This window comes from Desulfovibrio piger ATCC 29098, assembly GCF_000156375.1.
Lineage (GTDB): Bacteria > Desulfobacterota > Desulfovibrionia > Desulfovibrionales > Desulfovibrionaceae > Desulfovibrio > Desulfovibrio piger.
Genome location: NZ_DS996360.1, coordinates 80,046 through 95,505, shown reverse-complemented (window position 1 = coordinate 95,505; position 15,460 = coordinate 80,046). Strand labels below are relative to the sequence as shown.

Here is a 15,460-nt window from a genome sequence, read left to right as displayed (position 1 = left end):
TTTTTTGTCCAGCCTCCATACTGTTCCCGTCAGGACAGGCAGTATCCCTATATTTTCAGGCTGTTGCAGGCACATCGTTTTTTTGTGCGCCCTGTCCCCGCCCCTTCATCCCACAGGATCCCCATGGCCTTCCGCCCCTCTCTGCCTCCCTTCATCCTGGAATCCGCTGCCCTGCGCAGCCAGGGCGCCTGGACGCTCATGGCCCAGGCCCTGCTCACGGGCCTCGTCTCCGGCGGGGTCATCGGCCTGTTCCGCTGGCTCTATACCATCATCAACGGCGCCGTCCGCGCCCATGTGGCCGGGCAGGATCCCTTCGCACCACTCTCGCTGGCCCTGATGGCCGCCGGGCTGCTGCTCATGGCCCTGACGGCCGGGCTGCTCCTGCGTTATGAGCCCCTCATCGGCGGCAGCGGCATCCCGCAGGTGGAGCTCATCGCGGCCGGAAAGCTGCCGCCCATGCGCTGGGCGCGGGTGCTCTGGTGCAAGTTCGTGGCCACGCTGGCCGCGCTCAGTGCCGGTCTTTCCGTAGGGCGCGAGGGCCCCTGCATCATGATGGGCGCCACCGTGGGCGCGGGCGTGGGCTATATGTGGCACGACCGCTGCCGCGCCAACCGGCCCCGCTATCTGGTGGGCGGCGGCGTGGCGGGCATGACCGCCGCCTTCGGCGCGCCCGTGGCCGGCATGTTCTTCGCCTTCGAGGAGATGAAGACCCCGCTCACCCTGCCCATGCTGCTCTTCACCGGCCTTTCGGCCCTGTCCGCCTGGTTCATGGTGGACGTGGTGCTGGACTTCGGCCTGGTCTTCCCCTTCGCCCGGTTGCCCGGCCTGCACTGGAGCCAGTACTGGCTGCCCCTGCTGGCCGGCATGGCCTGCGGCCTGCTGGGGGCCGTGTACAATGCGGGCATGATCCGTCTGCTGCTCTGGCAGGACAGGGCCCGCTGGCTGCCCGGGCCCGTGCGCATCGTCTTCCCCTTCATCTGCTGCGGCGTGCTGCTCCTCGTCTGGCCGGAGATCACGGGCAACATGGGCCTGACCACCCTGCAACTGGAGCACCTGCGCCTGCCCGCCCTTGCCCTGGCCCTGCTGCTGGCGGGCAAGATCGCCTTTTCCTGCGTGAGCTTCGCCTCGGGCGTTTCCGGCGGCATCCTCATGCCCATCCTGCTGGCGGGCAGCATGGCCGGCGCCCTGCTGGCCGCGCCCCTGCGCGATGCCGGGCTGGTGGCCCCGGAACAGACGGCCACCCTGCTGGTGCTGGGCATGGCGGGCCTGTTCTCCGCCTCCGTGCGCACGCCCCTCACCGGAGCCGCCCTGGTCATGGAGATGTGCGGCGGCTTCCATCTGGCCCCGGCCGTGCTGCTGGCCGCCTTCGCCGCGGCCTTCACGGCCAATGCCTTGCATTCGACGCCTGTTTACGACAGTCTCAAGGAACGTATCCTGGAACAGCGCCGTCGGCGCCGGGCCGCCGCTTCCCCCACCGAGGAGAGACCATGACCCGCCTGCTTCCCTGCCTCGTCCTGCTGCTGTGCTGCCTTGCGGCCTGCACGTCCCGCAATGTCCCCGACAAAGCCGGCTACACGCCCGTGGCCGCGCCCTGGACATGCGCCACCTATCTGGACAGCAACGAGAACGCCCTCACGCCCGTGCTGATGCTGGACGGCTGGGCCGCCGCCCGCACACAGCAGGTGCGTCTCGGCAAGGCCGGGACCGACGCCCTGCTGGATCATCTGGAGGCCTGGTGCCCCACCCATCGTGAAGACAAGCTGGCCGACGTCATCCTGGCCTGGCGCCGCCAACACGCCGACAGGGGCAGGATGCTGCCCGCCGTGAGCTGCGCCGGCTGGTACGCCCCGGCCACGCGCCCCATCACGGGCAACGAGCAGCAGCTGGCCCTTTCCCTCTGGCTCGCGGGCCATGCCCTGGGGCGGGCCGGTCTGGAGGTCCCCCTGCAGGACCAGCGGCGCCTCGACCGCATCTTCGCCCTGTTCGACAGCGGCGAGAGCCCCCTGCACCAGTACTGCCGCCGCGATCCCGGGGCCCTCGTGCTCCACGGGCTCACGGCCGTAGGCCTGGAAGAGGCGGCGCGCCCCGCTGGTGCGGCAAAGGCGGATACACCGAAAAACTACAAGTAACATTTTGATATAATTGTAAAAATAAAATAGTGCTTGCAAATATGGTTCAGGTTGCGTAAACAACTGTCCCAAATAAAATTCTACAAGGCGAGGCCGTATGACTCGTAAAGACCGTACCGAAGGCATCTACAGCCGCCGTGAAGTGCTCGACGAAAGCGAACGCCGTCAATATTGCCTGATCCAGCTCAAGGACCTGCTCTCCTACGCCTACCGCTACTCCGAAGACGTCAAGAAACGCTTCGACCGTGCGCAGTTCAACGTGGAGAAGTTCAAGACCCTGTCCGATATCAAGCACATCCCCATCCTCAAGAAAAAGGAACTCATCTTCCTGCAGTCCATGGGCCCGCGTCTGGGCGGTCTGCTGACCAAGGACATCGGGGACCTGAAGCGCATCTTCCTCTCCCCCGGACCCATCTTCGACCCCGAAGACCGCGGCGAAGACTACTGGGGCTACACCGAAGCCTTCTATTCCGTGGGCTTCCGTCCCGGTGATGCCGTGCAGAACACCTTCAACTATCAGCTGACCCCGGCCGGCCTGATGTTCGAAGAGCCCCTGCGCAAACTGGGCTGTGCGGTCATCCCCGCCGGTCCCACCGATGCCTCCACCCAGCTGGACATCATGCAGAAGCTGCGCGTCTCCGGCTATGTGGGCACGCCCAGCTTCCTCATGCACCTGGCCCAGAAGGCCGAGGAAAAGGGCCTGAACCTGCGCAAGGACCTCTTCCTCGAAGTGGCCTTCGTCACCGGTGAGCGCCTGTCCGAAAAGATGCGCTCCCAGATGGAAAAGAAGTACGACCTCATCATGCGCCAGGGCTACGGCACCGCCGACGTGGGCTGCATCGGCTACGAATGCTTCCACAAGACCGGCCTGCACATCGCCAACCGCTGCTACGTGGAGATCTGCCATCCCGATACCGGCATCCCGCTGAAGGACGGCGAAGTGGGCGAGATCGTGGTCACGGCCTTCAACAAGACCTATCCGCTCATCCGTCTGGCCACGGGCGACCTGTCGTACATCGACCGCAGCCCCTGCGCCTGCGGCCGTACCAGCCCGCGCCTGGGCAACATCGTGGGCCGCGTGGACACCACCGCCCGCATCATGGGCATGTTCGTCTACCCGCATCAGGTGGAACAGGTCATGAGCCGCTTCGAAGAAGTGAAGCGCTGGCAGATCGAAGTCACCAACCCCGGCGGCATCGACGAGATGACCCTGTTCATCGAGACCAGCGGCTTCAAGCGCGAGGAAGAGCTGCTCCACCAGTTCCGCGAAAAGATCAAGCTGCGTCCCGAGCTCAAGATCCTGGCGCCGGGCAGCCTGCCCCCGCAGATCCGTCCCATCGAGGACAAGCGTCACTGGGATTAACCCCGTCATGGAGGCCCGGCCCCTGCGCCGGGCCTTTTTGCCCTGTGCCGGTCGCTGCCCGGCTGTCCCGCAAGGAGGCTCGTCATGGAAATGTCGCCGCAACTGGCCCGTCTGGTGGCCTGGCTGGAAGAGATGCACGCCCGCGTCATGCAGGCCGAACAGGCGGCCCTGGCCGTCATGGACGATATGCCCGCCTATACGGCCCGCATGCAGGAGAAGGCCCGCCTGCTGGCCTCTCTGGAAGAGGAAGGCGAGGCCTATCTCGAAGAGCTGCCCGAACAGCTCCAGGACCAGGCCGGGCACCGTCTGCACCGCTTTTCGGCCAGCGCCCGCAACGCGCTGCGCATCGGCTCCATCTTCTATATGTCCGCCCTGCTCTATCCCGAAGACCACAAGCCCGGCCAGCCCGACGACCTGCAGGTCTTCATCCGGCGCCTGCGTGACGAAGGCGAACACTATACCCTGCACCCGCAGGACTAGCGGACAGTTTTTTTCAGGGGGCAGGAGGGCGCCCCGGCCCGCGCGCAAGGGGCCCGCCTTCCCCGCTCCATCCTTCCCCCAGCGCGCTTTGGCCGGAAGGATGATGATCCCGGCGGCGCTCCGGCCTTCCCCTGATGCCGGTCTCCCGGCGCTGCCCCGGAGGTCTCCCGACGGAAGATTTCGGGAAGGGCGCGGCAAGGCCGCCTTCTTCCCTCTGGTGAAGGCCTCCCGGCCATGGATGACCGGCGTGGCCGCACCCTGAACCGACCAAGGAGTTACCATGAACAAACGTATCCTGGGCGGCCTGCTCTGCGCCGCCATGCTCTGCGCCGCTCCCGCCCTGGCCATGCCCGGCATGGGCGAAGGCAAGGCCCCTGTGGACAAGTTCCCCATGATGGACGCCAACAAGGACGGCAGCGTCAGCAAGGAAGAATTCAAGAAGTTCTTCCCCCAGATGCAGGACGGCGCCTTTGCCGCCATCGACAAGAACAAGGACGGCGCCATCAGCCATGAGGAATGGCAGGGCTTCAGCAAGAGCCACGCCATGGGCCGCGCCGGCCACCCCGACGCCCAGATGGCTCCCGCCGGCGAGGCCGCGCCCAAGGCCATGCCGCTGGTCACGCCGCCTTCCAAGTAACCGTCAGGGGAGCGTCCCTGCGTCCCTGCCGGGCGCTCCCCCTTCACGGCACCGCGGTGCCGCCCTTTCGACCTTTCACCCCATCCGTGTGGCGCCCTAAGGCCGCCAAAGGAAAACCATGCCCTTCTTCCCCAAGCCCCGGCGCCGACCCGCGCCCGCCGATACCGACATCAGCACCACCGACGCCGCGCCCCGTCCTTTCCGCCCGCGTCCGCTCACCGGCACGCAGCCTGCCGACCGTCCCCGCTTCCAGCGCGGGGAACGTAACGAATTTCCTTCCCGGGACGACCGTCCCCGCCGTGAAGACCGCCCCCGTGACGGGCGCCGTCCTGCCGGGGACTTTCCCCGTGCCGGGCGTCCCGCAGACCGCCGCGATGCCCGCCCCGGCTCCCGGCAGCGCAACGAGGCGTTCCAGGATCCGTGGGTGGACGGCCAGCCCCGCTTCCTGCCCATGAGCCGCGCCGAGATGCAGGCCCTAGGCTGGAAGGAACTGGACGTGCTGCTGGTCAACGGCGATGCCTATGTGGACCACCCGGCCTTCGGGCCCGTGCTGCTGGGCCGCTGGCTGGTGGCCCACGGCTTCCGCGTGGGCATCGTGGCCCAGCCCCGCTGGCAGTCGCCCGACGACCTGCTGGTCATGGGCCGTCCCCGGCTTTTCGTGGGCGTCAGCGCCGGCGCGCTGGACTCCATGCTGGCCCACTACACGGCCTTCCGCAAAAAGCGCCACGACGATGCCTACACCCCCGGCGGCAAGGCCGGTGCGCGTCCCAACCGCGCCTGTCTGGTCTATGCCAACCTGGCCCGTCAGGCCTTCCCCGGTCTGCCGGTGATCCTGGGCGGCATCGAGGCCTCGCTGCGCCGCACCACCCATTATGATTTTTGGACCGACAGCCTGCGCCGCTCCATCCTGCTGGATGCCAAGGCCGACCTGCTCATCTACGGCATGGGCGAGCTGGCCATGCTGGAATGCGCCCGCCGTCTGGCCGAAGGCAAGAGCCTGCACGGCATCGACGGTACGGCCTGGCTGGCCAAGGTGGACGAGAACAACGTCCCCGTGGATCTGCCCGAGGAATGGCTCGACCTGCCGCGCATGCAGCTGCCCTCGCACGAGGCCGTGCAGGCCGAGGCCACGGAACTGCTGCGCCTGACCCAGATGCTGGAACAGCAGGTGCACCGCCAGAACGCCTGGGCCCAGCAGATGGTGGGCGACCGGGCCCTGGTGCTGGCGCCTCCGGCCCGGCCCCTGACCACGGAAGAGATGGACAAGATCTACTCCCTGCCCTACGCCCGCGCGGCCCATCCCCGCTATCGCGAGCCCATCCCGGCCGACGAGATGCTGCGCACCAGCATCACCAGCCATCGCGGCTGTGGCGGCGGCTGCTCCTTCTGCTCGCTGGCCCTGCATCAGGGGCGCCGTATCAGCTCCCGCAGCCAGGAATCCATCCTGGCCGAGGCCCGCAAGCTGGTGGCCCAGTCCCGTCGCGGCCAGGTGGCCATCTCCGACGTGGGCGGCCCCACGGCCAATATGTGGCAGGCCCACTGCGCCCTGGACGACGCCACGTCCGCCAAGGCGGAGCCCGGCGCGCGGCCTTCGTCCCGCTGCCGCCGCAGCAGCTGCTGTTACCCCACGGTCTGCAAGTCCTTCATCACCCCGCAGATGCAGCATGTGGGCCTGCTGCGCGAGGTGGCGGCCCTGCCCGGCGTGCGGCAGGTGCGCGTGGCCAGCGGCGTGCGCGCCGACCTGGCCCTCAACGATCCTGAGGCCCTGGCGGCCTATACCGGCGAATTCACCGGCGGCCAGCTCAAGGTGGCCCCGGAACACTGCGCCGCCCGCGTACTGGACCTGATGCGCAAGCCGGGCATGGAAGTTTTCGAGGCCTTCCTCCAGAGCTTCGTGGAACAGAGCCGTCTGGCCGGGCGCGAGCAGTATGTGGTGCCCTACATGATGAGCGCCTTCCCCGGCTGCACGGACGAGGACATGCACGAGCTGGCCCGCTGGCTGCAGGAACGCCACTGGAGCCCGCAGCAGACCCAGTGCTTCATCCCCACGCCGGGCAGCATCGCCACGGCCATGTATTACTGCGGCCGCAACGAGGACGGCGAAGAGATCTATGTGGCCCGCAGCGATGCCGACCGCCTGCGCCAGCACCGCATCCTGATGCCCGATTTCGGCCGTATGCCCGAACGCGGCGGCCATGCCGATGCGGAGGATGCGGGCGAAGGTCACCGCCGTGAGCCCCGCTGGGAAAACACCACCGAGCGCTGGCGCGACGAACGCCGCAGCGCCGACGGCCTGGCCCCCCGGCACGAAGGCCGCCGCGACTTCCGGGAAGACCGCAAGCCGCCCTTTGCCCGCTTCGATGACGAACAGGACGAGGCTCCCCGCCGTGACTTCCGCCGTCCCGACCGCGACGGTTTCCGCAAGCCCGGTTTCCGGCAGGATGCGGACAAGCCCTTCCGGCCCCGCCCCTTCCCCGATGCCGCCCGTGACGGTGACGAAGCCCCGCAGGCCCGGCCCGCCTTCCGCAGGGATGGTCAGGGAGAACGTCCCTTCCGCCCGCGCCGTGATGACGACGGCCGGCCTTTCCGCAAGGACGGCTTCCGTCCCCGGAACTTCCACGACCGTGACGGCGACGAAGGCCAGGACGCCTGGAAGCGTCCCCGCCCCTTTGCCCGCTTCGATGACGAACAGGACGAGGCTCCCCGCCGTGACTTCCGCCGTCCCGACCGCGACGGTTTCCGCAAGCCCGGTTTCCGGCAGGATGCGGACAAGCCCTTCCGGCCCCGTCCCTTCCCCGATGCCGCCCGTGACGGTGACGAGGCCCCGAAGGCCCGGCCCGCCTTCCGCAGGGATGGTCAAAACGAACGTCCCTTCCGTCCCCATGGCGACCGCTTCGTGGATCGTGATGGAGAAGAAGGAGGGCGGCCCTTCCGCCCGCGCCGTGACGACGACGGCCGGTCTTTCCGCAAGGACGGCTTCCGTCCCCGGAACTTCCACGACCGCGACGGCAACGAAGGCCAGGACGGACAGAAACGCCGTGCGCCCTTCCCCCGCTTCGATGACGAGCAGGACGGTGCGCCCCGGCGCGACTTCCGCCGCCCCGAACGTGATGGTTTCCGCAAGCCCGGTTTCCGGCAGGATGCGGACAAGCCCTTCCGCAAAAACACGTTCCGCAGGGACGGCAAGCCCGCCTTCGGCGCCCGACGCCGGGACAGGGGCTTTGACGGCCCGGCGCTGAACGACGACGAAGAATAAAAAAACGGGCGGTACCCGCGAGGGTATCGCCCGGAAACATGGATGGACGCGCATAGCGCCCGCGGCCCTTGCCGCCGCTGGCGGACGGGCAGGCAAGCAGGGCGCATCGGCCCGACACCGGCGCAGGACGCCGAGGAGAGCTCATGGATCAGGAAGAACGCATCATCCGGCTGGAAGAGCTGGCCTATTTTCAGGAAGAACGCCTCCGCGAACTCAACGAGGCCCTGACGGCCCAGCAACAGCAGATCGACACGCTGGAACACCGTCTGGCCGAGACCATGGAGCTGGCCCGCAACCTGCGCGACCAGCTGGGGCAGACCGGCAACGGTGCCCCGGTCAACGATCTGCCGCCCCACTACATGCCCGAGCGTTACTGATCGGACCGGGCGACAGGCAATCAAGCGGACATAGGCGAGGGGGAGAGGGAAACCGTTTTGAAAAACGGTTCTCCCTCTCCCCCTCGCGCTCCCCCGCTCCCTTCCCAAAACTTTTATACGGGTCCATGCCGGGCATCGTCTCCCCTCAGCCTGTGCCCGCCTTCCCGCCCCCCGGCTGCCCGGGGAAACGGAGACCAGGCGGCTGCACGGCATGAGCGACGCCGGGACGGCCCCCTGCCAGCTCCTGATCACGAAAAGTAAAAAGCCGCGCTGCCATGGCGCGGCTTTTGCTGTTGCGGTACAGGAAGATACGGATAAAGGCCCACAAGCTCCCCTGCCGCCTCTCTCCAGGCCTGGCGGCCAGTGGCGGGCGGCAGGACCGCGCGGCCATTCGACGCTTCCCCTCTGTCTCCTGCCTGTCCTCCTGCGTCCCTAGAAGCGGGACGTGGCCTCGCCGCGGCGCTTCTTGGCGCAGTGCAGGCCCAGAAAATCCGTTTCGGGCCTGGCGGTCAGGCGCTCGTCAGGCACGGCCGCCAGGCCGCGCCGCTCGCGCAGCACATGGCTCAGATACTCCCGGTGCAGCATGTCTCGCAGCCAGGGCTGCCGGTCGCCCATGTCGCGCACCAGGCTGGCACCGATGACGTCCCCGCCGTGCAGGCCGTCCATCATCTCGCAATCACCGGAGCCGTAGACGCGGGGATCCGAAAAATCCATGCTCTCCACGCCGCAGTCCAGCAGGCCCTGCCGCAGGGCGGACAGCCAGCCGGCATCGCCGCCGTTCCTGTCGGCAAGGGCACCCAGCACGGGCGTGGCCAGGGGCGGCAGGAAGACAATGGTGCGGATGCCGCGCGACCGCAGGCGGCAGCAGATCTCGGCAAAAACTTCCAGACGTGCCCTGTCCGGCGCAAGGCTCCCGGCCCAGGCACCGCTACCGCTTTCCAGCTCGCGCAGGGTGCGGGCAAAGGCATGGTCCGGCGCAGGCAGGCGGCCGTCCAGTATCGCGCCCTCATAGAGCGAGCCGTCCGGCCCGTAGCCCGTGTCCCGGAGCTGGGCCTCCAGACCGTAGCGGTCGGCACGCAGACGGCCTTGCAGGGGGGCCATTATATCCGCCGGGGCTATGCGCCCCTGCGCCAGCCAGCGCCAGGGAGCCCGCAGAGTGTCCGCATCCAGCAGCGAAGGCCGCCCGGCCTGATCGGGATGTCCCGCCGGAGCGCCCGCCATCAGCCACCAGAAGTCCAGCCCCAGCAGCACCACTTTGGGACGGTGGACGGCCAGCATCCTGTCCACCAGCAGCCGCAGGCTCTCCAGATCCGTGGCGGCCCCGGCCATGTTCACGAAGGGGCGTTCGAAAAAGACCCCGCGCACGTTCCCCGCCCGCGACGAGCCCAGCACCACCACCTCAGGCTTCACGGCGGCATACAGGGCCAGTTTGTAGGCCATGATGTCCTGCGTCAGACCCGGCCCGAACAGGACGAACTCCCCCTGTGCCTGCCGTGCCACGACTTCTTCCTGATCCAGCTCACCGCTGGCCGTCAGCCAGCAGACGGCCCAGGGGACCAGCAGCAGCCCCGCCAGCAGGGCCAGGATCACCAGAGAAAGAAAAAAACGTTTCAGCCAGCCGTCAGGGGCCGGATGCACTGTCTCGGACATGAGGGCCTCCGTCAAAAGCGGAAAGAAAGGAAGGCATGGCCCTGCATCAGCAGCAGGGAGGCCAGCGCCGGCAGGGCCAAAGCCACGGCCCAGAGCAGGTTCGGCTGCCAGTGCAGCCAAGGGCGGCTGCCGTCGACACGGCCCAGCATCACATGCTGGCTGCAGGGCAGGGCCCAGACGATGACGGCGCAGACGGCCAGCAGCGGCAGCAACAGCCGGGGCTCCAGCAGGCCGCCGGGCAGCAGGGCCTCCAGTCCCTGTTGCAGGGGCAAGGGATGGCCGTCGCTCCAGAGGAACATGCTCTGCCAGACATGCAGGGCCGTGCCCGTATCCCCGGCGCGGAACAGCACCCAGGCGATGGTCAGGCACAGGAAGGTCACCAGCACGCACAGGGCCCGCAGGGGCGGCAGGGCCAGCACGCGTTCGGCCAGGCTGCCGCGCAGCAGATGCCGGAAGGCATGGTTGACCAGCAGGAGCAGGCCGTGCAGGGCCCCCCAGAGGAGGAAGGTCAGCCCGGCACCGTGCCAGACGCCGCAGACCAGCATGGTCAGCAGCAAATTGGCGTACTGCCGCACCCGGCCGTGACGGCTGCCGCCCAGGGGCAGATACAGGCAGTCATGCAGCCAGCGGCCCAGGGTCATGTGCCAGCGGCGCCAGAAATCCACGATGCCCGTGGCCTTGTAGGGCGCGGCAAAGTTTTCCGGCAGGCGCAGGCCCAGCATGAGGGCGGCCCCCACGGCCATGTCCGTATAGCCGGAAAAATCGAAATAGATCTGGAAGGTATAACTCAGGGCCCCCAGCCAGGCCTCGGCCGTGCTCAGGGGCAGGCCCTGGGCGGCGGCGTGGAACACGGCGTCAGCCGCCGGGGCCAGACTGTCGGCCAGCAGCACCTTCTTGGCCAGGCCCAGTACCATCAGCCCCAGGCCCCGCGCCAGATCCTCAGCCTGGGGCACCTCCAGGGCATCCAGCTGCGGGCCCATCTCCTCATAGCGGACCAGCGGGCCGGACAGGGCATAGGGAAAGCAGGTGGCGAACACGGCCTGCCGCACGATGCCCTCGGGCCGGATGCGGCGCTGGTATACGCCCAGCAGCCAGGCCAGCTGGATGAGCACGGCAAAGGAGAAGCCCGCGGGCATGGCCGCGGGCGCCAAAACGGGCAGGATGTCCTGCCATTGTGCCAGCCAGGCCGACAGAGCCGGCAGGTGGCGGAACCGGCACCAGACCAGCACGTTGAGCAGCACGGCCAGGAGCAGCAAACCGCGACGGCCCAGCCGACGGCGGCGGTGCCCCTCATCGGCCAGCAGCAGGCCGAACAGATAGTTGATCACGGTCATGCCCAGCAAGAGCAGCAGGGCCTCCAGCCCCTGGCAGGCCCCAAAAAGCAGCGAGGCCCCCAGCAGGAGCACGGACAATCTGGTCTTGTCTTCTCCGGCAGTCAGTTTCCACAGCCAGACGAGGATGGGCAGGAAGAGGAACAGGAAGGGGAAGGAAGCGAAAAGCATAAAAAGAATCTCCCGGCGCGGCACATCTCAAGACGGCCACCCCGGGAGAAAACGAGGAGACTGATACGTTGGATCGTCCCGAATGCCGCGCGATATCAGGAATTGAGCTCAGCTCTGAACTTGCGGGACAGACGGAAGACGACGACCTTGCGCGGCGGCAGGGTGATAGCTTCATCCGTTTGCGGATTGCGGCCCTTGCGCGACGCTTTGTCGTAGGCCTCAAACTTGCCGAACCCACTGATCAGAAGAGCATTGTCCTTTTTTATGGCGCTCTTCATGATCTCCAGCAGTTTTTCGACCACATTCTTCACGTCAACCCGATTTTTGTCTGTACTCTCGTAGATCCGCTCGACGATGTCAGCTTTGGTCAATGTTTTCTTCATGTCCAATCCTTATGCCACAGGCACGCTTCACATATGCACAACTTTTTTGTAGGATATACTCAACTTGCATTTCCGGCAAGATTTTTGTCTCTGCGCGAAGCCTGCCAAGCCTTGCTACTGCTCGCTTTCTGCCATGTCTCGTGTTTCGCTTACTTTTTTGTGGGAGACTCCTGCAAGGGCAGTCCCGGTCTTCAGCGTTTTCATCCCGTTTTTCGGCTGTCCCCGTCGCTGTGTCTTCTGTTCCCAACATGACCAGACAGGTCAGCAGGCCAGTCCTTTGGACGAGATACTGGCCCGCGCGGCCAACGATCTGCGTGCCCGGCGGGCACAGGGCAGGCCGCCGGTAGAGCTGGCCTTTTACGGCGGGACCTTCACGGCCCTGGCTCCCCGCGATTTGGATGCCTGCCTGGACATGGCCGACAGCCTCCTCCGTGACGGCTGCATCACCCGTTTCCGCTGCTCCACCCGCCCCGACCGCCTGGATGCGGCCCTGCTGGCGCGCCTGCGCCGCCACGGCTGCCGCACGGTGGAACTGGGCATCCAGAGTTTTTCCGACACGGCCCTGCAGGCCAGCGAACGCCATTACAGCGGCCGGCAGGCCGCCGAAGCCTGCCGCCTGGTGCGTGACGCGGGCCTTGCCCTGGGCGTGCAGCTGCTGCCCGGCATGCCGGGCCACCAGCCGGAAGACTTTTTGGCCGACGTGCGCCGGGCCCTGTCCCTTGGGGCGGACATGCTGCGCTTCTATCCCTGTCTGGTACTGGCGGGCACGGAACTGGCCCGCCGCTGGCAACAGGGCCTCTACACGCCCTGGCCCCTGCCGCAGACCCTCTCCCTGCTGGCACGTGGCTGGCTGTACGCCCGTCGCGCCGGAGTGCCCGTCATCCGCATGGGCCTTGCTCCCGAACCCGGCATGGAGGCGGCCCTGCTGGCCGGGCCCGCCGACAGGAACCTGGGCGGGCGCGTGCTGGGCCGGGCCTTGTGGCTGCATGTCTGTGCCTGCCTGCTGCGGGCGCGGGGGGACGATGCCGCCCCAAGCGAGATACGGGCCGCGGCCCTGCTGGACGCCCTGCTGGCGAACGAAAAAGCCCCCGGCGCATCGCCCCGGGCACGGGCCCTGTACCTGCCGCGCGCCTGCCAGGGGTTCTTCCGCGGGCCGGGCGACGAGCTGGGCAAGGCCTGGGCGGCCCTGGGCATCACGCGCCGCAATCTCGTCTGGACAGCAGGGCAGGCCGCCTGCCTGCACCTTGAGGCCTGATCCCGTATTTCCTCCAACCTGCGGCACCGTCCGCATCCGACCATGAGGTGACCATGTCCGCCGCCCCTTCCGGGTCCCTGCCGCCGCTCAGTGAAGAAGAACGCGCCATCTTTGCCAATGCCATCCGGCAGGCCCGCATGCTGCAACGGACCCTGGGACCGCTGTGCGAAGTCGCCATCCACGATTTCCGGGATCTCGACCATTCCCTCGTCCATCTGGAGGGCAGCCTCACCGGGCGCAAACTGGGCGCCCCCATCACCAACATCGTGGTCAAGGCCTGGCGCCAGCAGGGCGACAGCGTGGCGGACATCGTAGGCTATCCCTCGTCCACGCCGGGCGGCAAATCCCTCAAGTCCTCCACCTCGTTCCTGCGCAGGGCCGACGGCCGGGTCATCGGCGCCTTTTGCATGAACATCGACCTTTCCGACCTGCTGCACTTCCAGGCCGTGATGCACCCCCTGCTGCACGTGGATCCGCTGGAACGCGATGCCAGCGAGACCTTTGCCGCCTGCACCGGCGATACCAGCCTTGCCATCCTCGAGGCGGCCATCCGGCGTGCCGGCAAGCATCCCTCCCTCATGAACCGCGAGGAAAAAAAGGACTTCATCCGCATCCTCGACGAAGAGGGCGCCTTCCTCATCAAGGGCGTGGTCCAGCACGTGGCCAAGGAGATGCAGGTCTCCATCTATACGGTGTACAATTACATGCGCCAGATCAAAAAGGATAATGGCTAGTCTTACTGTTTAAAATATTTTTTAAGTTAAAAAATATTGACACATCCCCGCACTCAAGGCAAAAGGGGATGTGCTGCAATGGGGCGCAGCTCCTGTTTCCTTCCTCTCCCTCCCCGGCGCGCTCCGCGCCCGCCCCGCGTCAGGCCTGCCGCCTGCGGCCAGCACAGTCATCCCACACAAGGAGACACCATGACTCCCACGCACAAGCCCCTGACGGCCCTGCACGTCCGTCCGGCCATCGAGACCTCGCTCTTCGACTTTTTCAAGATCGGCCCCGGCCCTTCCAGCTCCCATACCATCGGCCCCATGCGCGCCGGGCATGACTTCGTCCAGCGCTGCGATGCCCTCGATCCCGATCTGGTACGCCGCGCCGCCCGCATCCATGTGGTGCTGCTGGGCTCGCTGAGCGCCACGGGCATGGGCCACGGCACCAACACCGCCGTGCTGGCCGGCCTGCTGCGCACCAGCCCCGAGACCTGTCCCGCGGGCCTGCTGGACAAGTTGGGCCGCGAAGCCGACGCCCGCCACGAACTGCGCATCCACGACGTCCTCCTGCAGGTGGGCCTTGCCGACATCGAACACGGTCCCATCATCCACGACGCCCCCTACAGCAATACCCTGCTCGTCAGCCTTGAGGATGCCGACGGCCAGGCCCTGTTCAGCATGGAATACTATTCCGTGGGCGGCGGCTTCATCCAGTGGAAGGGCTGGACCCCGCCCGAACGCGGCAAGCCCGTGCATCCCTACGGCACCATGCGCCAGCTGCGCGAACAGCTGGCCAAGACCGGCCTGACCCTGCACGAACTGATCCTGGACAACGAGAGCGCCATCACCGGCATGTCCCGTCCGGACATCTTCCAGAACCTGGAACAGATCATGGAATCCATGTACGCCAGCGTGCGCCGTGGCCTTGAGGCCGAAGGCCAGCTGCCGGGCACCCTGGGCGTGTGGCGCAAGGGCCACACCCTGCTGGAACGTGCCCGCGAGATGCCCCTGGCCGTGGACCGCTTCCTGGGCCAGGTCAACGCCTACGCCTTTGCCGTGGCCGAAGAGAACGCCTCGGGCGGCGTCATCGTCACCGCGCCCACCTGCGGGGCCGCGGGCGTCATGCCCGCCCTGCTCTACGCCATGCGCTACAACATGAACATCGGCGACCGGGCCCTGCGCGAAGGCGTGCTGGCCTCGGCGGCCGTGGGCTTCCTGGCCAAGCATAACGCCGGTATCGCCGGTGCCGAGGTGGGCTGTCAGGGCGAAGTGGGCGTGGCCTCCAGCATGGCCGCCGCCATGCTGGCCCATGCGCGCGGTTACGCCGTGGATGTGGTGGAAAACGCCGCCGAAGTGGCGCTGGAACACCATCTGGGCCTGACCTGCGACCCCGTGGGCGGCTATGTGCAGATCCCCTGCATCGAGCGCAACGCCGTGGGCGCCATCAAGGCCTACAATGCCTGCCTGCTGGCCACCTGCGAAAAGTCCTCGCAGCACATGGTCAGCCTGGACGCCGTCATCATGGCCATGAACGAGACCGGCCGCGAGATGAACGCCAAATTCAAGGAAACCAGCGAAGGCGGCCTGGCCGTCAGCCTGGTGGAATGCTGATCGGGAGCCCTGCGCTCCCCCGGGGCCGTCTTCGTCCATCCGATGAAGGCGGCCCCTTCCGTCCCCGGACAGGAACAGGGACGGCACCCGCCGGTGCC

General features: G+C 67.2%; 12 protein-coding genes and 1 pseudogene. 10 read left to right on the top strand and 3 right to left on the bottom strand.

Translation table 11 applies throughout. The features are described 5' to 3' along the window. The first annotated feature begins 123 nt into the window (after positions 1-123). The 7 genes and pseudogenes from DESPIG_RS11175 to DESPIG_RS11135 all read left to right on the top strand — a co-directional run bounded on the left by DESPIG_RS11175 (position 124) and on the right by DESPIG_RS11135 (position 8,242). Entirely contained in the window at positions 124-1,491 is a 1,368-nt protein-coding gene (locus DESPIG_RS11175; protein WP_006008746.1) for a chloride channel protein, read from the top strand. Then, positions 1,488-2,129: a hypothetical protein gene (locus DESPIG_RS11170; RefSeq protein ID WP_006008744.1), complete on the top strand. Its 642-nt coding sequence runs from the start codon at positions 1,488-1,490 to the stop codon at positions 2,127-2,129. Before DESPIG_RS11175 ends, DESPIG_RS11170 begins: the two co-directional genes overlap by 4 nt. Positions 2,130-2,226: 97 nt before the next feature. Then, positions 2,227-3,492, top strand: a complete 1,266-nt coding sequence (locus tag DESPIG_RS11165) for a phenylacetate--CoA ligase family protein (protein ID WP_006008741.1) — start codon at positions 2,227-2,229, stop codon at positions 3,490-3,492. Between the two features lie 84 nt (positions 3,493-3,576). Further along, the gene (locus DESPIG_RS11160; protein WP_006008739.1) at positions 3,577-3,972 is read left to right on the top strand and encodes a hypothetical protein; all 396 of its coding nucleotides are present in this window, start codon (positions 3,577-3,579) and stop codon (positions 3,970-3,972) included. 280 nt (positions 3,973-4,252) lie between these two features. Beyond that, on the top strand, positions 4,253-4,609 hold the full coding sequence (locus tag DESPIG_RS11150; RefSeq protein ID WP_006008735.1) for an EF-hand domain-containing protein: 357 nt from the start codon (positions 4,253-4,255) through the stop codon (positions 4,607-4,609). A 374-nt stretch (positions 4,610-4,983) separates the two neighbouring features. Beyond that, positions 4,984-7,136 (top strand): annotated as a pseudogene (locus DESPIG_RS14500) (YgiQ family radical SAM protein); the annotation flags it as partial. Between the two features lie 872 nt (positions 7,137-8,008). Beyond that, positions 8,009-8,242 carry a SlyX family protein gene (locus tag DESPIG_RS11135; RefSeq protein WP_006008730.1) on the top strand — a complete coding sequence of 78 codons (234 nt, stop codon included), beginning with the start codon at positions 8,009-8,011 and terminating at the stop codon, positions 8,240-8,242. Positions 8,243-8,674: 432 nt separating this feature from the next. Here DESPIG_RS11135 and DESPIG_RS11125 read toward each other — a convergent pair whose 3' ends face one another. The 3 genes from DESPIG_RS11125 to DESPIG_RS11115 form a co-directional block, all read right to left on the bottom strand. After that, positions 8,675-9,892, bottom strand: a complete 1,218-nt coding sequence (locus DESPIG_RS11125; protein WP_040370015.1) for a hypothetical protein — start codon at positions 9,890-9,892, stop codon at positions 8,675-8,677. A gap of 11 nt (positions 9,893-9,903) precedes the next feature. Further along, entirely contained in the window at positions 9,904-11,394 is a 1,491-nt protein-coding gene (locus tag DESPIG_RS11120) for an MBOAT family O-acyltransferase (protein WP_006008724.1), read from the bottom strand. 95 nt (positions 11,395-11,489) lie between these two features. Next, positions 11,490-11,777 carry an integration host factor subunit alpha gene (locus DESPIG_RS11115; RefSeq protein WP_006008722.1) on the bottom strand — a complete coding sequence of 96 codons (288 nt, stop codon included), beginning with the start codon at positions 11,775-11,777 and terminating at the stop codon, positions 11,490-11,492. A gap of 133 nt (positions 11,778-11,910) precedes the next feature. Here DESPIG_RS11115 and DESPIG_RS11110 point away from each other — a divergent pair, with 133 nt between their 5' ends. The 3 genes from DESPIG_RS11110 to DESPIG_RS11100 all read left to right on the top strand — a co-directional run bounded on the left by DESPIG_RS11110 (position 11,911) and on the right by DESPIG_RS11100 (position 15,362). Next, the gene (locus DESPIG_RS11110; protein ID WP_081446886.1) at positions 11,911-13,032 is read left to right on the top strand and encodes an elongator complex protein 3; all 1,122 of its coding nucleotides are present in this window, start codon (positions 11,911-11,913) and stop codon (positions 13,030-13,032) included. 53 nt (positions 13,033-13,085) lie between these two features. Further along, entirely contained in the window at positions 13,086-13,766 is a 681-nt protein-coding gene (locus tag DESPIG_RS11105; protein WP_006008718.1) for a helix-turn-helix transcriptional regulator, read from the top strand. A gap of 189 nt (positions 13,767-13,955) precedes the next feature. Then, the gene (locus DESPIG_RS11100; RefSeq protein ID WP_006008713.1) at positions 13,956-15,362 is read left to right on the top strand and encodes an L-serine ammonia-lyase; all 1,407 of its coding nucleotides are present in this window, start codon (positions 13,956-13,958) and stop codon (positions 15,360-15,362) included. The last annotated feature ends 98 nt before the right edge of the window (positions 15,363-15,460 follow it).